This is a genomic window from Nocardia sp. NRRL S-836 (assembly GCF_001279525.1).
Taxonomy (GTDB): domain Bacteria; phylum Actinomycetota; class Actinomycetes; order Mycobacteriales; family Pseudonocardiaceae; genus Lentzea.
Genome location: NZ_LGDY01000103.1, coordinates 1 through 17,822 on the forward strand (window position 1 = coordinate 1; position 17,822 = coordinate 17,822).

The 17,822-nt window shown below is 69.9% G+C and carries 13 protein-coding genes; 2 read left to right on the plus strand and 11 right to left on the minus strand.

The genetic code is table 11. The annotated features are described in order from the left end of the window. The 3 genes from ADL03_RS44785 to ADL03_RS21775 all read right to left on the minus strand — a co-directional run. The coding region (locus ADL03_RS44785) for a lytic polysaccharide monooxygenase (protein ID WP_082373384.1) at positions 1-1,171 on the minus strand (1,171 nt) is incomplete at its 3' end. Between the two features lie 11 nt (positions 1,172-1,182). Continuing rightward, positions 1,183-4,056 carry a glycoside hydrolase family 48 protein gene (locus ADL03_RS21770; protein WP_053735368.1) on the minus strand — a complete coding sequence of 958 codons (2,874 nt, stop codon included), beginning with the start codon at positions 4,054-4,056 and terminating at the stop codon, positions 1,183-1,185. Positions 4,057-4,213: 157 nt separating this feature from the next. Further along, on the minus strand, positions 4,214-4,543 hold the full coding sequence (locus ADL03_RS21775; RefSeq protein ID WP_157529072.1) for a hypothetical protein: 330 nt from the start codon (positions 4,541-4,543) through the stop codon (positions 4,214-4,216). 167 nt (positions 4,544-4,710) lie between these two features. Between ADL03_RS21775 and ADL03_RS21780 the strand changes: the two genes are divergently transcribed. Then, positions 4,711-5,475, plus strand: a complete 765-nt coding sequence (locus ADL03_RS21780; RefSeq protein WP_053735370.1) for a pectate lyase — start codon at positions 4,711-4,713, stop codon at positions 5,473-5,475. Positions 5,476-5,511: 36 nt separating this feature from the next. Here the strand turns inward: ADL03_RS21780 and ADL03_RS21785 are convergent, their stop codons facing one another. The 6 genes from ADL03_RS21785 to ADL03_RS21815 form a co-directional block, all read right to left on the minus strand. Then, entirely contained in the window at positions 5,512-6,657 is a 1,146-nt protein-coding gene (locus ADL03_RS21785) for an enolase C-terminal domain-like protein (RefSeq protein ID WP_053735371.1), read from the minus strand. Then, entirely contained in the window at positions 6,654-7,922 is a 1,269-nt protein-coding gene (locus tag ADL03_RS21790; RefSeq protein WP_053735372.1) for a sugar ABC transporter substrate-binding protein, read from the minus strand. The genes ADL03_RS21785 and ADL03_RS21790 overlap by 4 nt, the downstream gene beginning before the upstream one ends. Positions 7,923-8,165: 243 nt before the next feature. After that, on the minus strand, positions 8,166-9,047 hold the full coding sequence (locus tag ADL03_RS21795) for a carbohydrate ABC transporter permease (protein ID WP_053735373.1): 882 nt from the start codon (positions 9,045-9,047) through the stop codon (positions 8,166-8,168). Beyond that, the gene (locus tag ADL03_RS21800; RefSeq protein WP_231642111.1) at positions 9,044-9,919 is read right to left on the minus strand and encodes a carbohydrate ABC transporter permease; all 876 of its coding nucleotides are present in this window, start codon (positions 9,917-9,919) and stop codon (positions 9,044-9,046) included. The genes ADL03_RS21795 and ADL03_RS21800 overlap by 4 nt, the downstream gene beginning before the upstream one ends. Then, the gene (locus tag ADL03_RS48565) at positions 9,916-12,099 is read right to left on the minus strand and encodes a pectinesterase family protein (protein ID WP_082373351.1); all 2,184 of its coding nucleotides are present in this window, start codon (positions 12,097-12,099) and stop codon (positions 9,916-9,918) included. Before ADL03_RS48565 ends, ADL03_RS21800 begins: the two co-directional genes overlap by 4 nt. A 211-nt stretch (positions 12,100-12,310) precedes the next feature. After that, on the minus strand, positions 12,311-13,507 hold the full coding sequence (locus ADL03_RS21815) for an MFS transporter (protein WP_053735375.1): 1,197 nt from the start codon (positions 13,505-13,507) through the stop codon (positions 12,311-12,313). A gap of 72 nt (positions 13,508-13,579) precedes the next feature. On the opposite strand from ADL03_RS21815, the gene ADL03_RS21820 reads away from it, so the two are divergent. Further along, positions 13,580-14,563 carry a LacI family DNA-binding transcriptional regulator gene (locus ADL03_RS21820; protein WP_053735376.1) on the plus strand — a complete coding sequence of 328 codons (984 nt, stop codon included), beginning with the start codon at positions 13,580-13,582 and terminating at the stop codon, positions 14,561-14,563. 135 nt (positions 14,564-14,698) lie between these two features. On the opposite strand, the gene ADL03_RS21825 is transcribed toward ADL03_RS21820, so the two are convergent. Continuing rightward, positions 14,699-15,535 (minus strand): cellulose-binding domain-containing protein, encoded by an 837-nt coding sequence (locus ADL03_RS21825; RefSeq protein ID WP_157529074.1) that lies wholly within the window; start codon positions 15,533-15,535, stop codon positions 14,699-14,701. Positions 15,536-15,723: 188 nt separating this feature from the next. Next, positions 15,724-17,700, minus strand: a complete 1,977-nt coding sequence (locus ADL03_RS21830) for an RICIN domain-containing protein (RefSeq protein ID WP_053735378.1) — start codon at positions 17,698-17,700, stop codon at positions 15,724-15,726. Positions 17,701-17,822 lie beyond the last annotated feature (122 nt).

Sequence of the window (17,822 nt, forward strand, 5' to 3'; positions counted from 1 at the left end):
GTGCGATGTCCGCGTTGTACGACACGCCCTTCGCGGTGGCCTTCCCGTCGGCGACGGTGATCGTCGACGACCAGGCCTGCTGGAGTTGCTGGCCTGCCGGGAAGTCCCACACGAGCTGCCACGCGCGAACCGCTTCGGTGCCGCTGTTGGACACCGTCACGTTCGCGGTGAAGCCCCCGTTCCACGTGCTCGGCCGCGCGTAGGTCACGGTGCAGGTGCCGCCGACACCGCCGCCGTCGGCGGTCCTGACCGTGACGCCCGGCGACGCTGTGGAAGCGTTGCCCGCGGCATCCGTCGCGACCACGGTGAAGGAGTAGTCGGTGTTCGGGCTCAGCCCGCTCACCGTCACCGAGTTCGTGGCCGACGTGGCGACGACCTGGTCACCGCGGTAGACGCGGTAGGAGGTCACGCCCCGGTCGTCCGTGGAGGCCGGCCAGTCGAGCCGCACCGAGCTGCCGGTGACGGCCGACGCGACCGGCGTGCCGGGCGCCGACGGCGGACGGGTGTCCGGCGTACCGGTCCCGCCGCCGAACACGACGTCCGAGCAGCTGTAGAACGCCTCGGGGCTGTCCGAGCGCTGCCACAGCGAGTAGATGATGTGCCGGCCGGTCTTGTTGGGCAGCTTGGCCTGCCAGGCGTACTCACCGTTCGCCAGCGGCGGGTTCGTCACCTTGTCGAACGGCACGGACTCCAGGTCCGACCACTTGAGCGGCTGCGTCGGGTCGTAGCCGTCCCTGGTGACGTACTGCTCCCAGGTACCGGGGTGCGGTGCCCAGGCGTTGTAGCGGAACGTCACCGTGGCGTTCGCCTGCACCTGCGTCGCGGGCCAGTCGGCACGCGCGAGGTTGTAGGCGGCGAACTTCGTGGTGGGACCGCACAGGCTGCCGTCGGGCACGATCTCCCGGTGGCGGCCGGCGGCGTTGCTGATGAGGTTGCCGAACCAGTCCCACAGCGGCTGCTTCCCGCCCTGGGCGACCGCGGCGACGCACGCCGGGTTGGTCGGCTGCAGGTCACCGCCGCCGCTGCCGGCGCGGCCGTCCTCGTAGCAGAGGTACGTGCGGCTGCCGGGCCAGACCATCGACCCGTGCGCGACCGCCGTGCCCCCGCCCTGCACGAGGACCGCACCGGTCGTCGCGGCTACGAGCAAGAGCGCTGCCAGTCGTTTTCTCATGTCGCTACTCCTCACCCGTAGAGCTCTGCGTGCAGGGAGAACGCCGTGGCGATCTCGGTCTGCGCCCAGAAGCGGTGGTAGGTGAACGTGGGAGCCGGCCCACCGTCCAGGTAGGCCTGGACCTTCGGCCACTGCGGGTCGTTGCGGAACATCGACCGCATCGACAGGAACGACGAACCCTGCTTGATCTCGTCGCCGTTCGGCATCTTCCCGGTCCAGCCCGGCGGCACGTACGGGCCTTCGAGCGTGCTGGTGTTGTAGACGTCGTCGAACCGGTTGTAGTCCGTGCGCGTCTCCGGCGTCGCGATGCCCAGGCTGTCCTGGTGCGACAGCAACGACGTCAGCAGCGCCTCACCCGTGGTCTTGGCCTGGGCGTTGCCGGACTTCGCCGCGTAGTTCAGCAGCACCTTGGCGTACGACGCGGCCACACCGACGTCCTGGTTGTGGTTGACCACACGCACCCGCAGGCTCGCGTTCGAGCCGGGGTTGGTGGCGTTCCACGTGTCCGGCGCGCCCGACCACTCCAGGTCCGCGGGGATCTGGAAGTTCGTGCCCGTGGTCGTGTTCGCGATCGCCCACGGCACCCACTTGTCGAGGAGCTTCTTGGCCCGCTCGTCACCGGTCAGCCGGTACAGCGCGGCCGTGCGCTCGATCCCCCACACCTGGAAGCCGAACCACCGGTTGCTCGGCGGGTCGCGCCACACCGGGTGGGCGTCGTAGTACATGCCGTAGAACGTCGGCGTGCCGGCGGGAGGCGAGGCGTACTGGCCCTCCCAGCTGTTCGTGACACCACCGGCGAGACCACCGTCGGCCGACTGCAGCCACTGCAGCATCTCGAGCTGCCGGTCCAGGCTCGTCGACCAGTCCTGCTGTCCGGTGGCGGACAACGGCTTGAGCGCGGGCACCTTCGACAGCGCGTACGCCGCCAGCGGGTTCTGGTAGCCCTGGTGCGAGGCACCGTCACCGATGCGCCACGCCCAGCCGGCGGACGTGTCGGTCGCGCCACCCCACGCGTAGTACCAGGACATCAGGTAGTGCGCGCTGTTCTTGCCGGTCGCGCCGGGGCACGTCGTCGGGCTGGTGCAGTTGCCGATGCGCTTGAAGTACTTGTCGAACATGGCGTACCGCAGGTAGTCGCCCATCTTCGCGGACTTGCCGATCTCGCTGGCGATGTCGCCCGCCTTGCCCTGCGCCGAGGCCCACTGCTGGGCGAGCAGCGCCACCTGCACCACGCGGGCGTCCGCGTCAGGTGCGTTGGTGTACTTCCACTGCTTGGCGTAGGAGCTGTCCTTGGTGAAGAGGTCGAGGAACCCGTTGGGGCCACCGTGCTTGAACGTGTCGCACGAGGGCTGCGGGATGGTCTCCCACACCGACTCCGACGAGCCGCGCTGGTAGGTGTTGATGTACGCGGGTGCCGTCGTGCCGTCACCACAGCGGCCGAAGCCGTAGGTGTTGTCGACGTCGATCAGCCAGTGCATGCCGTAGATGTCCGAGTTGCCGTACGCGGCCTTCAGCTCGTTCGCGATCGGGTCGCTGCCCACCGGCGCGGTGCTGCTGAGCACCGACGGGTACTGGTCCATCCGCGGGTGCTCGGGCGCGTAGGTCGCCGGCTTCGACGGGTCGTACTTGTCGTTGGTCGGCTGGTCGGCCTTCGCGGGGATGATGTACTTCTCCATCGACGCGAACGCGGACTTGAACGGCGCCCAGTCACCGGTGACCCGGCCGTAGCTCGCCTCCAGCCACAGGTAGTAGCTGTAGGCCTCGGACGTGGTCTGGTGACCGTGGTCCGGTGCCTCGACCATCAGCGTCTCGACCGAGTGGTACGGCACGAGCAGGTCGCCGAACTTGCGGAAGTAGCCGCTCGACGGGTCCTTGATCTTGTTGTACTGGTCGAGGAACGCCTTGTTGAAGTCCGACGTGGACGGGTCGAGCTCCTTGACCGTCACCGTCGCGGTGCTGTGACCGGGTGCCGACGCGGTGAACGTCGCGGTCCCGAGGGCGCCGCCGTTGTTCGCCGACGTCACCGTCACCTTCTGCTTCGCGGTGCTGGAGAACGTGAGCGTCGTCGGCGACGCCGTCAGGTCGGCGCTGCCGCCCGCGATCGTCACCGTCACCGGCTGGCTCGGTGCCGTGGCCAGCGAGACGTCGAACGTCGCCGTCTGCCCCTGCTTGACCGAGACCGAGCTCGGGGACGCCACCACCGCGGGTCCGGTCAGCACCTTCACCGCCACCGGCGTGGACGTCGTGGTCGCACCACGGTTGTCCGTCGCACGCGCGGCGATGCTGTGGTCACCGGCCGGCGCCGAGGTCCAGGTGCCGGTGAACGGCGCGCTGGTGTCGGTCGCGATGAGCTGGTCACCGTCGTAGAAGTCGACCTTGGTCACCGTGCCGTCGGTGTCCTGCGCGGTCGCCGCCAACGGGATCGTCGCGGGCACCGTGTAGGTGCTGCCCGCCGTGGGGGAGGTCAGCGCCACGGACGGGGCCTGGTTCGGGCCCGTGCAGGACACGCCGTTCACCGCGAAGTCCGTCGGTGGCCGGTTCGTCGAGCCCTTGCTGCCGTTGAAGCCGACCTGCGTGCTGCCACCGGAGGGCAGCGAACGCGCCCAGTCCGGGTTGGTCACGGTGACGACCGCGCCGTTCTGCGTGAAGTTGCCGTTCCAGCCCTGCTGGACGCGTTGCCCGTCGGGGAACGTCCAGGTCAGGTTCCAGCCGTTCAACGCGTCACCGTCGTTGCGGATCGACACGCTTGCGCCGAATCCGTTGCTCCACTCGTTTGTCACCTGATACGTCACGGTGCAGGCAACCGCGAGCGGTGCGGCCACGGCGGGTACCCCGCCCATGGCCATCACCGCCGCGATCGTTAACGCCGTTGTTCGCCGAGTCATGCCGCCGCCCTCTCGACAACTGGGAGCGCTCCCAGAGTTCACGGCACTGTAACGCGGGCCACATCGACCAACTGGCCGCCGGTGCAGCCGATGTTGACCCTTCAAGCCGGGCCCGTTGCTCCAGGTGCCACAACACGTGTTGGTCCGCCGGTTCCTCTTACTGCTCCCTTCGAGTGGAATTCTGGGAGCGGTCCCAGAAGGGAGCGCGGGCGCCCGCACAGCGGTGGGCGCCGTGTTGGTCACCCATGCCCGATTTGACGAAGTGGTTCTCACGTGCGACCGACACACCGCCGGACGCGGTGCCATGGTCGGTCACACCGCCGTAACAGTTGTCGTCGACGTCCACCACGGATGGAGTACCGCACGCGCCGCCGTCCTGGGTGGGCCAGCCGGCGAGCCCGAACGGTGCCGCGTTCGTCCGAGGAACGACCACCGCGCCGACGACCAGTGCGGTGGCCGAAATCAATGCCGCGCGTTCCGGAATCATTCCACGCTCCCATGGATGAGCGGCGGTAACCCGACCGAAGCACCCGGCCGTCACTCCGGTCAACCTGTTCGACGGTATTCGATTCGAACGTTCGAATGCGGTTGACAGAAAACACCGCCGCCCTAGGATTGAAATACCGCCGCGCATCCACTGCAAGCGGAGCGCACATGAAGAAACTGGCGACAATGGTGGTGGCCGCGGCACTGACCGCGTTTCTCGCACCACAGGCACACGCAGCAGGAAGCACCTTCCCCAGCCCGACGGGCCAGAAGCCCGTGGGTGCGACCATCAAGGTGTCCGCAGGCACCTACGACGGTGGCATGCAGCGGTTCTACGGCACCGGCAGCCTCGGCACCGGTGGCCAGGGCGAGGACCAGGGCCCGATCTTCCAGCTGGCCGACGGCGCGACGCTGAAGAACGTCGTGCTCGGCGCGCCGGCCGCGGACGGGGTCCACTGCCTGGGCACCTGCACGCTCACCAACGTGTGGTGGGAGGACGTCGGCGAGGACGCGGCCACGTTCAAGGGCACGTCGTCGGCGCAGACCATGACCATCAACGGTGGTGGCGCGCGCAAGGCGTCGGACAAGGTGTTCCAGCACAACGGGCCGGGCACGATGACCATCAGGAACTTCCAGGTGGACGACTTCGGCAAGCTCTACCGGTCCTGCGGCAACTGCAAGACGCAGTACAAGCGCCACGTCGTGCTGGAGAACATCACCGCGTTCTCCCCCGGCAAGGCGCTGGTCGGGATCAACACCAACTACGGTGACACCGCGCGTTTCTCGCGGATCACCGTCGTCGGGGACAGCAGCAGGAAGATCTCGATCTGCGACAAGTACCAGGGCGTCACGAGCGGCGAACCGAAGAAAATCGGTTCAGGCGCTGACGGCACGAACTGCCTGTACCAGTCCTCGGACATCACCTACCGCTAGCGAAAAGGGCCCCGGCGAATTGCCGGGGCCCTTTTCTCACCACACTTCGAGGGTGTGCGCCGCGATGTGCTCGACATTCCAGTCGTCGCCGGTTCCCGGCAGCCGGGGCAGGACGACGGTCCCGTCCTCGTCGAGCGGGTCGGCGATCGAGTTGCGGTGCGGTGGCACCCGGTCGAAGTCGACGTGCGGGTGCAACAGGCCGCGTTCGTACCAGCGGCCCGCGTCGGTCGCCCCGAGCACGGTGAGGCTGGCGCTGCCGTTGCCGTGGACCTCGCAGTCCACGTTGAACGACTCCGCGAGGTGCACGGTCTTGAGCACCGGCGTGATGCCGCCGGACCCGGCCGGACCGGCGCGCAGGATGTCGCACGCGCCCGAGCTGATCCACTCCGCGCGGGTGAGGTGCTTGCCCCACGCCACCTCCGGGCCGATCACCGGGATCGCCAGCTGCTCGGCGAGCCACCGGTAGGAGCTGATCGAGGCCTCCTCCATCGGTTCCTCGAACCAGTAGAAGTCCAGCTCCTCCAGTGCCTTCCCGAGCCGCAGCGCCTCGGTGCGCGAGTACCAGTGGCTCGCGTCGAGCATCAGCGCGACGTCCGGCCCGACCGCCTCCCGCACCGCGCGGCACGCCTCGACGTCACGGGCGACGCTCGGCGCTCCCGGCACCGGCGGCATCCACGTGTGCAGCTTGATCGCCCGGTACCCCGCGGCCACGAGCTGCTTCGCGAAGTCCGCGTAGTCGCCCGGCGTCGCGAGACCGTCGGTGTCGCCGCACATCGTGCTGGCGTAGGCGGGGATCCGGTCACGGGCACCGCCGGCGAGCTTCCACGCGGGCAGCCCGGCCTTGCGCGCGACGAGGTCCCACAGCGCCTGGTCGACGAACCCGAGCGCGCGGTCGGTGAACCCGCCGTGCGCACCCCGTTGCCGCCGGGCGAGCAGCCGCCACAACCGTTCCCGGTCCCACGGGTCCTGCCGGAGCAGCACCGGCCGCACGTGCCGTTCCAGCACGGCCGGGCGCAGCTGGTCCGGCTGCACCTGGCAGTACCCGGTCACGCCGTCGGTGTCGGTGATCTCCAGCAGCGCCTCGGTCACCTCGTGCTCGGGCGCGGGGTGCCGGTGCCCCTCGGCGTCGACGGACGTGCACGCGGTCGTCGTGAACGTGCGCACCACGACCCGTTCGATCATTTGCGCTTCTCCCAGTCCTGCTGGGCGGTGGTGAGCTTGGCCGCGAGCTGGTCGAGGAACTCCTGCGCGGGCAGCTGGCCGAGCAGCACCTTCTGGTACAGCGGCTCGGTGTCGGTCTTGGTGATCGACGAGTACTCGGGCAGGTGCACCGGGGCGGGCACGAGCACGGTCGCCGGGTCCTCCAGCACGCCCAGCGCCATCTTCACGGCCGGGTTCTGCTGGATCCACGCCGCACCGCGCACGTCGGTGTTCGCCGGGATCTGGCCGACCTTCTCGTTCCAGTAGCCGTTGCTCTCCGCGGAGACCAGGAACTCGACGAACCGCCACGCGGCGTCGGTGTTCTTGCCGCCCTTGAACACCGCGAAGCCGTCGGTCGGGTTCGGCAGCACGGTCCGCTTGCCCGACGGTCCCTTCGGCAACGGCATCGCGCTGACCCGTTCCGGCCCGAGGGTCTTCATCACGTCCGCGGTCGAGCCGAGGTTGTGGTGCATCATCGCCACCGTGCCGCCGGTGAACTGCGCGACCATCTGCGTGTAGTTGTTGTTGACGTCCGCTTCCGGGGTGGCCTTCTTGTACAGCTCGGCCACCTTGCGCACGAGCTCGGTGTTGCGCGGGTCGGCGACCGTGCTCTTCCCGCCGTCGTAGAACTTCTCGACGCCGGAGTAGGAGTAGGCCTCCGACAGCAGCTGGAAGACCGAGCCCGCGCCGCCGCGGATGGTGAAGCCGTACCGGTTGGCGGCCGGGTCGGTCAGCTGGGTGGCGGCCTTGACCAGGTCGTCCCACGTGACCGGCTCCTGGATGTGCTTCTCGGCGAACCGGTCGGACCGGTACCAGATCACGTCCAGGTTGCCCGATGCCGGAACGGCGTAGAGCTTGCCGTCGGACGCGGTCTGCCGCACGGTCTCCAGCAGGCCGGGGATGAGCTTGCCCTTGAGCGAGCTGCCCTCCAGCCGTTCGTCGACCGGCTCCAGCGCGTCCTGGCCCGCGAGGTGTGCCAGGTAGGAGGTCGTGACGCCACCGACGTCCGGTGTCGACCCGCCCGCGATGGCGGTGTCGTACTTCTGCTGCACTGACGAGCTCGGGATGCCGACGTACTCGACCTTCACGTCCGGGTTCGCCGCCTCGAACCGCTTGATCAGCTCCTCGTAGATCGGCGTCCGGCCGGGGCCACCGTTGTTGTCCCAGAACGTGATCGTGGTCTTGCCGTCCTGGGTTCCGGCACACGCGCTGAGCAGGAGCGCCAGCGCGACCAGCAGTGCTCTCATCGAGGCTCCTTTGTGGATGTTCCGGTCGGCAGCGACCTGACCGAGTGTCTTCCGTACCGCTGCGACAAACGTTGCGGCATCTGCAAACCGCGTTCGCGAACTCCTGCGCGAGACGTGCGGACTGCCCACGTTTCAAGTCGCGGAAGCGATCGCCGCTCGGCGGAGCTTGTGTAGGACCTCAACGAAACTCTCCGGGCGGGCAATCGGCGATGAACCAGGAACTCCCTCCTCCCCAGGGAGAGGTCAACCCTTGACCGCGCCGGCGCTCAGTCCCTGCACCAGGAACCGCTGCACCACGGCGAAGACCAGCACGACCGGCACTGCGGCGACGACTCCGCCGGCCGCGAGCGCCCCGAAGTCGGTGTTGAACTCGCCGAGCGCGTAGCTCAGCCCGACCGGCAGCGTGAACTTGTCCTGCCTGCTCGCGAACATCAGCGCGAACAGGAAGTTGTTCCAGGCACCGATGAACGCGAACGACCCGACGGCGACCAGCGCCGGACGCAGCTGCGGCAGCGTGACGGCGAAGAACGCGCGCAGTCGCGTGCAGCCGTCGACCATCGCGGCCTCTTCGAGCTCGACCGGCACGTTGCGCACGAACCCGCTCATCAGGATCAGCGCGAGCGGCAGCTGGAACGCGGTGTCCGCGATGACGAGACCGGTGAGGCTGTTCAGCAGCCCGGCGCCCTTGAAGATCACGAACAACGGGATCAGCAGCATCGCGCCGGGGATGAACTGCGTGCACAGCAACGCCAGCAGGAACACCCGCTGGCCGCGGAACCGGAAGCGCGCCAGCGCGTAGCCGCCCATGAGCGCGAACACGGTGACGACGACCAGCGTGCCGACCGCGATGATCAGGCTGTTCTGGAAGAAGAGCCCGAACCCGATGCCGTTCCACACCGTGTCGAAGTGCTCGAACGTGATCGGCCACGGCACCAGCGCGGTCTCCCCCGCCGGCCGGAACGCGAAGACGAGCATCCAGTAGAACGGGATGAGCGTGAACAGCAGGTAGAGCACCAGCGGCAGGTGCAGCCGGAGGTACCGGCCGGGGTCGCGGGGCTTGCGGCGCTTCGGCGGCGGTGGCGGCGGGCCGAGGGCCACCTCCGGGCGGACGAGGGTCTGGGTCATGCCCGGCTCCCGAACTTGGACAGCCTCAGGTAGAGGATGGAGAAGAACAGCAAGACCGCGAAGCCGGCCATCGTGAGCGCCGAGCCGTAGCCGAAGTCGTGCGAGTCGACGGCTTTGCGCGCCACGTAGAGCGGCAGCGTGGTGGTCTGGTTCGCCGGGCCGCCGCCGGTGAGCGTGTAGATCAGGTCGACGTTGTTGAACTCCCACACCGCGCGCAGCAGCGTCGACAGCACGATCGCGTCGCGCAGGTGCGGCAGCGTGACGCTGACGAACCGCCGCCAGCGACCGGCGCCGTCGACCGACGCGGCCTCGTACAGGTCGTTGGGGATGGTCTGCAGGTCGGCGAGCAGCAGGATCGCGAAGAACGGCACCCCGCGCCACAGCTCGGTGACGACGGTCGCGGGGAACACCGTCGCCGGGTCGCCGAGCACCGACGTGCCGGGATCGCCGATCCCCCACTGCGCGAGCTGCTGGAAGACGCCCGTCGACGGGTTGTAGAGCAGGATCCAGATGCCGGTGGTGAGCACACCGGACACCGCCCACGGCGAGAACACCAGCGACCGGGCCACCGCGCGGCCGACGAACGTCTCGTTCACGATCAGCGCGAGCACCAGCCCCAGCACGAGCTGCAACCCGACCTCGACGACCACCCACTTGGCGCTGAACGCGAGGCTCTGCCAGAACAGCTGGTCCTCGAACAGCATCCGGCGGAAGTTCTCGAAGCCGATGAAGCCGTTCTTCCACGGTTGCGTGACGGTGTGCTGGCGGAGGCTGAACCACCCGACGCTGGCGATCGGGTAGACCAGGAACACGAGCATCAGCGCCAGCGTCGGGGCGATCAGGGCGTACGGCGCCCACGTGCGGGTCCTCACGCGGGGTTCCACCCACCCAGGTAAGCCGCCTTCGTGTACTGCCGCGCCTGGTCGTCGGTCAGCTGCGGCCGGTCTGCGCCGGTGCCCGCGCCGGGCCCGGTGTTGCGGTACTCCGCGAACCGCGCGCCACGCCACGGGAAGCCGGACATGTCGGTCCACGGTGCGCGCTTGATCGCGGCGGGCAGCTCGGTGTTCCTGATGACGACCTGGGCGATCGCGTCCGGGTCGCCGCTGGGGTGCCACGGCCTGCCGAGGTAGTAGGTGCCGGCCGGGGCGTCGCTGCGGATCTTCGAGTCGACGACGAGGAAGCCGTACGGGTTGTCGCGGCGGGTGCTGGCGGCGGTCACGTAGCCGTTCGGGTCGCCGCCGCGGTTCAGCGCGGTGATGGTGGCCCGTTCGAAGACGGCGGTGGCGCGGCCGAAGAGGAAGTCGACGTCACCGGTGATGGCGCAGTCCCGGTAGTACTGCCGCGATCGCGTGCCGACGGCCGGGGTGTCCGCGTACAGCGTGTCCTGGTGGCCTTCGAAGCTGACGCGGTCGAACAGCATCCGGTCGCCGGTGGCCTTGACCGCCACGGCCTGCGTCGCGGTGATCTCCGGGTGCCGTGCGCGGTCGAAGGAGTTGCGGAAGGTGAGGTCGCGGGCGGTGAACCCGTCCGCGGCGATGGTCGCGGTGGCGCTGCCGGAGGTGCCGTAGGTGGTGCCGTCGGGTTTCTTGGTGCCGCTGGCGTTGTCGAAGTCGATCACCACGTCCTGGGCGCGGCCGGTGGCGCCGCGCAGGGTCAGGCCCTGCTTGCCCGCCGGGACCTTGACGACCTCCCGGTAGACGCCCTTCGGCAGGGTGACCACGCCGCCCGCCGGTGCCGCGTCGATCGCCGCCTGCACGGTCGCGAAACCCTGGCCCACCACGAGGTGCGGCCCTGCCGGTCGCGCGCCGGCCTGGAGGTGCCTGATCCGGTGCGCGGGTTCCAGTCCCCTGGTCAGCGTCGGGGTCCAGCCGGCGTCCGTGCCGAGGCGCTTGTCCGGGAACGCGGCGTTGTGGGCGTCGACCAGGCTGACCGGCCGCCCGTCGACCAGGTTGCCGACGTCGGTGATCGCCGCGCCACCCCAGTTGTAGACGACCTTCTCGGGTGCGATGCCGCGGATGAAGTTGTTCTGGGCGTAGATCTGCGAACGGACGCCGACGCCCCAGCTGTAGACCTGCGAACCCTCGTACAGGTTGTTGTAGACGTGCACCTGTCCGAACCGGACGCGCGGCGCGCGCTCCTGCACGTTGCGGAACACGTTGTGGTGCACCGAGACACGCAGCTTGCCCGGGTCGGTGGTGGAGCTGTTGGACGAGCCGATCAGCATGGTCTTGCCGTGGTCGGCGAACACGTTGCGGGACACCGTGACGAGGTCCGAGGCGTTCGTGATGTCGAGCTGGCCGTCGTGCACCTGGTAGGGCCGTCCGAAGTGGAGCGGCTGGGTGCTGTCGGGGTTCGGCTCGTCGGTGAACGTGTTGTGGTCCACCCACACGTGCTCGGAGCGCTGCAACGACACCGAGTCGTACAGCGAGTTCCAGTTGCCGGGCGACGCGCCGGGGCTGTTGTCGGTCGGGTCCCACTGCGGGAAGCAGTCGCGGGTGTCGCGGAAGGTCAGGTTGCGCACGATCACGTTGCGCACGCCGTGGATCCGCAGGCTGCCACCGGTGATCCCGGCACCGGCGCCGACCCCGATGATCGTGGTGTCCGACCCGACGGTCAGCGCGATGGTGGCCTCCTGCCGCTTCGCCGACGCGGCCCGCGCGTTCTCCAGCGGCCCCTCCGGCTCGCGTTCCCACCCCCACACCGCCGGGTCGTAGGCGGCCAGGTACCCGGCCTCGGTGTAGCCGTCGGTCGCGTAGTCCGCGCAGCCCAACGGTTTCCCGTCGGCGCCGGTGTTCGCGTCGATCACGCCCCTGACCTTGACGATCCGCGGCGCCGGTGCGGCGAGCGCCGCGACGAGCTCCGCCCGCGTGCGCACCTCGTGCACGTGACCGGCGGGCGCCGCCGCACCACCGGTCGTGCCTGGACCACTGCTCGCCCACCCGTCACCGGCGGGCAGCACCTGCCGGGCCGGGTCGTGGCCCGCGTGTGCGGTCGCGCCCGTCACCGCCGCACCCGCGCACGCCAAAACCACCGCACCAACGATCAGCCGCATCGGGGAATACCCTCTCGATCGATGAATTCACATTCTTGAACAACGTCCACGATCGTGAAACGAGTATTGCGAACGTTTCCGGCACGCGTCAACGCAGTGAATTCATTCGACGAACGGGCACGCCGTTCGATGATTCTTCGAGTCGAACGGCGTCGAATTACAGGCGATGCGGAAAATCTTTTCGATCAGAGACCGATGAATTCCTGTCCGGCTAGGGGGTGACGTCCTCGCGCACCGCACCGGCGGGCTGCCGCAGTGATGGCACGAACGCCAGCGCTGGCAGCAACAACAACGGCACGACCAGCAACCCGCGCAGCACCCCGACGTGGTCGCCGAGGAAGCCGACGAGCGGCGGTCCCGCCAGGAACGCCGTGTACCCGATCACCGCGACCACGCTGACCCGTGCCGCCGCCTGCTCGGCGTCGTCGGCGGCAGCACTCATCCCCACCGGGAACCCCAGCGCGGTACCGAGTCCCCACAGCGCGACACCGGCCACCGCCACGGCCGGCGAGCCGCCGAGCACCGCCAGCGTCACGCCGGCCGCCGCCAGCAGCATCGTGGTGACCAGCACGGGCACCCGGCCCCACCGGTCCAATGCGATCGTGCCGACGATCCGGCCGAACGTCATGGTCGTCACGAACACGCCGAACACCAGCGCGCCGGTCGCGGGGTCGAACTCGTAGCCGTCGACGAACGCCACCGCCACCCAGTCGTTCGCGGTGCCCTCGGTGAACGCCAGCACCAGCACGAGCGCCCCGATCAGCAACGTGCGGGGCTCGCGCCACGCGGCCAGGACACCGCTGCCGGTGCCGTGCTCCGGTTCGCCGGCGAAGCTGTAGGTGCGCGCGGCCAGCAGCGTGCCACCCGCGACCACGGCCGCCACCACGACGAGGTGCGCCGTCACCGGGAGCACCAGCCACGCCACCAGCGACGCCAAGCCCGCCGCGGCCACCGTGCCCAGGCTCCACATGGCGTGGAACCGCGGCATCACGGTCCGCCCGAGCGCGCGTTCGACCTCGGCGGCCTCGACGTTCATCGCGACGTCGCACAGGCCGGAGCCGTAGCCCAGCACGAAGATCCCGGCGGCGGTCAGCGCGACCGAGGGAATGGCCCCGATCCCGGTACCCGCCACCGCGAGGCCGGTGGCGACCACGACCGCCGACACGCACACGGTGCGCCGCGGTCCGAGCCGGTGCGTGACCTCGCCCGCGGTGAGCATCGCCAGGAACGCACCGGCGGACATGGACAACAGCAGCAGCCCCAGCGCGCCCGCCGTCAGGCCCAGCGCGTCACGGGCGACCGGCACGCGGGCGAACCAGGTCGCCACGGCCACACCGTTGAGCCCGAACGTGACCGCGACCCCCGCCGCGGCCGCTCGGACCTGCCTGCGCGGCAACGTGTCCGTCATTCCGGTTCCCCTTTCTCGATCCACAAACCCACACCCCACACGTGGAAGCGCTTCCACCGCAATACTGGGGAAATGACGGGACAACACACCCCGACACTGGACGACGTGGCCCGCGCCGCCGGCGTGTCACGGGCCACCGCCTCACGTGTGGTCACCGGTCAGGGCGCGGCTTCACGCGACGCGCGTGACCGGGTGGCCGCCGCCGTGGCACAGCTGGGTTACGTGCCCGACGCCGCTGCCCGCGCACTGGCCAGCCGCAGCGGCACGCGCCTCGCCGTCGCCGTGATCGGCCGCACCGCCGCCGTGCTCGACGACCCCTACGTCGGCCGGGTGCTGACCACGGCCGCGCACACCGCCGCCGAACGCGAGGTCGGCGTCTCCCTGCACTGGCTACCGCTGCACGACCCGTACTCGCTCGCCCGGCTCGCCGTGACCCGCAACCTGGGCGGCCTGCTGGTGGTGAACCCGACGCAGCCGGCGCTCGACACGGTGCCACGCGCGTTGCGCGGCCGGGTCGCCGCGATCGGCGTCGGCACCAGCCACGTGCCGTCGTTCGACGTGGACAACGGCACCGGTACCGAAGGCGTGGTGCGGCACCTTGCGAACACCGGCCGGCGCCGCATCGCCATGGTCACCGGCCCGCCGTGGCTGCCGTGCGGCGACCGGGCCGTCGCCGCCTACCGGCGGGTGGTGCAGGACACCGGCGGCGAGGCCAGGGTGGTACCCGGCGACTTCACCGCCGCCCGCGGCGCCGAGGCCGCCGCCGAGATCATGCTGCGCTGGCCCGACACCGACGCCGTCTTCGCGCTCAGCGACCTCACCGCGCTCGGTGTCCTCGACGGACTGCACGCCCTCGGCGTCGGTGTGCCCTCGGACGTGGCGGTCGCCGGGTTCGACGACATCGCGTTCGCCTGCCTCAGCCGGCCCGCGCTCACCACGTCCACCCACCCGGTGGAACAGATCGCCGCGGCCGCCGCACGAACCGTGCTCGACCGCCACGACACCGCGCCCACGACCTTCTACCCCTCCACCCTCGTGGTCCGCGACAGCGCCTGACCCGCCGCTCCCCCTGTCTCACGCGGGGGCCTTTCGTACGCTCCTGTAGTACGAAAGCTCCCGCGTGCGGTGCAATGGGGCTGGTGGGGCACGGGTGGGTGATCTAGCCGGTGGTCGGGAGTGCGGTAGAAGCGGTCACTCCACCATGCAGGTTTCGTCGTTGAGTATGAACGCGCCGGGTGCGGAGTTGGCGGCGCGCACGGAGCCGTTGAACCCGACCAGCACCGAGCCGCCGGCCGGGAGCTGCGCGTTGTAAGCCGCGTTGGCGGCGTTGACGGTGGCGCCGGTCTGGCGCGGGGTCGCGTTCCACATGCCGGTGACGGTCTGGCCGTTGGCGAAGGTCCACCGCAGGGTCCAGCCGTTGACCGCCTGGGGACCGGTGTTGCGGACCGTCACGTTCGCCTGGAACCCGCCGGGCCACTGGCCGGTGATGCGGTACGCGACGGCGCAACCGCGGGCGGGTGGTGCGGGCGGACGGGCGGGAACCGTCGTCGTGGGCGGCGCCGGGCGGGGCGGCGGCACCACGGGAGGAGCCGGTGGTGTCGGCGTCGTGGCAACCGGCACCGGAGGGGCTGGCACCGGAAGGGCTGGCGGCGAAGGTACGAGGTCGAGGCCGTTGCAGGGCGCGCCCCACAACCCGAGGTCGGCGGCGGCGGCCTGCGACTCGGCGGCCACCAGCGGCCCGCCGTCGACGCCCTCGGCTCGCAGCACTCCCTGCCGCACGGCGAGCTGTGCGTAGTCGGCGCCGTCCTCCAGCACGAGTTTCACGCCGTCGTCGAGGAAGTCGACCCGGACGGCGGTGGCCAGCAGCGTCGTGCGGGCGAACGCGACCGCGGCCTCCGCCCAGCAGTCCGCCGGTGCCGCCAGCCGTGCCACGCGCACCGTCGTGCCGTCGGCCAGCTCGACCGTCCTGGCGTCGATCACGTCCCGCACGAAGTGCAGCACGCCCTGGGAGGCCGTTTGCTCGTTCACGAGCGAGGGCGGCTTCCAGGGCGTGCGGCTTGGAGGTGGTGGTGTCGACGGTTCCGCCGTGCACGCTCCGGTGAGCAGGACCAAAATCACGAGCAAGTTCTTGCGCGCCACCACTACCCCTATTGTCGTTAAATCATCAACTACATTAGGGGGTGGCGGCGCCGTCTCAATCGACCGTTCGGAGTGGACTACCTGCGCGGAACGGGTGCGGCCGTCCAACGCTGGTTGGCACCGGAGGTCGCCTGGTAAAGACCGATTCTCGCGCCGTCCTCGCGGGATTCACCGATGACGTCGAGCAAAGCACCCGTTTGCGCGTTCACGAACGTCCAGGTGCCGTCTCCCGTGGACGAGAGGATCCACCGCGCGGCCGGTCCGTCCGACGCGGCCAGCACGGCGTCGCCGGAGCCGGCGGCGATCCGCTGGCCCGTCGCGGCGTTCACGACGGAGAACTCGGCGCGGTGGTCGTAGCCGCCGGTGCGCCGCTCCACCCGCCACACCTGGTCCGCCGCGGCCGGGTCGGTGGTGCGCTGCACGAGCGAGGTGCCCGAGGGTGCGAGTGACTTCCCGCTCTGCACGCCGGTGAGCCGGTACTCGCCGCCCAGCGCGGCCGCGCGGTTCACGCCGCTGACACCGGTCACCTCGAACGTGGTGACCGACCGCGGCGGCACCGACAGCGTCGCCCTGCGGTCCTTCACCCGCACCGCCGCGCCCTTCACCAGTGCGCCCTGCTCGTCGGTCACGACCGGGCGCACCGTCGCGTTCGGCCGGATCGACCCGAACGCGGACAGGTCGAGCGTCACGGACTGCGCCTGGGTGGACTTGTTGAGGTGCACCAACGACTTCAGCTCGGTGTTGCGCACCGCCGCGACGTCCGTGGTGGTGTTCACCTTCACCAGGCGGTCACCCGGCTTGACGTAGTGGGTGAAGTTGCGCAGCGTGTGGAACTTCGTGTTGACGCGCGCCGGGCAGGTCGCGAGCGTGTCCTTCGGCCCGCAGTCGAACGGGATCTGCACCACGCCCCAGTTCATGCCGTCCGGGGACTCGGCGCCGGGCTTCATGTTGTTGTAGTCCTCGACCGCCTGCCACAGCAGCCAGGCGCGCGGCTCCAGCTCGCGCAGGTCGTCGATCACCCGTTCCGCCATGCCGAGGCCGGGGTCCATGCTCGTGAAGCTCTGCCCGGTGCCCCAGTGGCCGTCGACCTCGCTCATCCACAACGGCTTCTTGCCGCCCTTGGCGATGTCACGGGCGGTTGTGCGGCGGGCGGTGCCGTAGGTGTGGACGTTGAGCTGGCCGACCTGGGCGCGCACCGGTTCCGGGTAGCCGGCCCAGTTCTCCGCGAAGATGCCGGGGTTTGTCTCGTCCGGTGCGGACACGGTCGCCGTCAACCGCTTGGCGCGCAACGCTTCGGCCATCACCGGCACGACCTTCGCCTGCAACGCGGGCCCCACGTGCGCGCCCTCCTGCCGGCCGCCCGTCGGGTTGCCGTCCGGCCCGAGCGTCGTGCGCCAGTAGGAGGTGTTGGGCTCGTTGAACGGGTCGACCGTGGCGAACCTGATGCCGTGCGCCCGTTCCAGCTCGGCCGCCGCCTGCGCCAGGTAGGCGGTGAAGTCGCCGATCCGGTCCTCGCGCAGCTGGTCGGCGTTCGGGTCGAAGCCACCGGAGACGTACCCGCTCACCGTCTGGAACCACGGCGGCGAGTTGCTGAACGCCTCCCAGTGGTCCACAGTGGACTTGATCCGGTCGACCCACCACCGCTGGCGCGGATCCGCCGCCGCGTCGAAGAACCGCGGGTCGCCCGGCTTCCACCAGTCGGTGTCGGTGCGGGTGGTGCCGGCCGGGGCCTTCCACCAGCCGGGGACCGCGGCACCGGCCCGCAGGTACTGCGGCACGTCCGGCGCGTTGCCGCCGCCGATGTTGTAGCGGGCGATGTTCAGGTTGAGACCGTCCGGTCCGAACAGCAGCTCCGCCAGCTGGTTGCGGATCTCGTCCGGGTAGCCGCCGGTGGCGTTCGCGAACCACACCAGGCTCGTTCCCCAGCCCTGGAACGGTTCCTGCTGGTAGGTCGGGTCCGGCCGCACAGTCACCTGCTCGACGGCGGCGGCGGCCGGGACCGCGGTGGACAGCGTGACCGCTGCGGCGGCCAGCAGGGCGAGCAGTCTGGTCATCGGTTCTCCGTTGAACGCGCGATGTTCACGCTAACAACTACCGAGACCGACCTGGGTCGTCAAGGTCCTGTCGAACGGGGCCGCACCCGTTCGACAGGACCCCCGGAAACGCCCACCCCGAG

Excerpts from the sequence above, each read along its gene's own strand:
- ADL03_RS21820 (WP_053735376.1), top strand. The coding sequence starts at position 13,580 with ATGACGGGACAACACACCCCGACACTGGACGACGTGGCCCGCGCCGCC.
- ADL03_RS21815 (WP_053735375.1), bottom strand. The coding sequence starts at position 13,507 with ATGACGGACACGTTGCCGCGCAGGCAGGTCCGAGCGGCCGCGGCGGGG.
- ADL03_RS21790 (WP_053735372.1), bottom strand. The coding sequence starts at position 7,922 with ATGAGAGCACTGCTGGTCGCGCTGGCGCTCCTGCTCAGCGCGTGTGCC.
- ADL03_RS21775 (WP_157529072.1), bottom strand. The coding sequence starts at position 4,543 with ATGATTCCGGAACGCGCGGCATTGATTTCGGCCACCGCACTGGTCGTC.
- ADL03_RS21770 (WP_053735368.1), bottom strand. The coding sequence starts at position 4,056 with ATGACTCGGCGAACAACGGCGTTAACGATCGCGGCGGTGATGGCCATG.
- ADL03_RS21795 (WP_053735373.1), bottom strand. The coding sequence starts at position 9,047 with ATGACCCAGACCCTCGTCCGCCCGGAGGTGGCCCTCGGCCCGCCGCCA.
- ADL03_RS21830 (WP_053735378.1), bottom strand. The coding sequence starts at position 17,700 with ATGACCAGACTGCTCGCCCTGCTGGCCGCCGCAGCGGTCACGCTGTCC.
- ADL03_RS21780 (WP_053735370.1), top strand. The coding sequence starts at position 4,711 with ATGAAGAAACTGGCGACAATGGTGGTGGCCGCGGCACTGACCGCGTTT.
- ADL03_RS21785 (WP_053735371.1), bottom strand. The coding sequence starts at position 6,657 with ATGATCGAACGGGTCGTGGTGCGCACGTTCACGACGACCGCGTGCACG.
- ADL03_RS48565 (WP_082373351.1), bottom strand. The coding sequence starts at position 12,099 with ATGCGGCTGATCGTTGGTGCGGTGGTTTTGGCGTGCGCGGGTGCGGCG.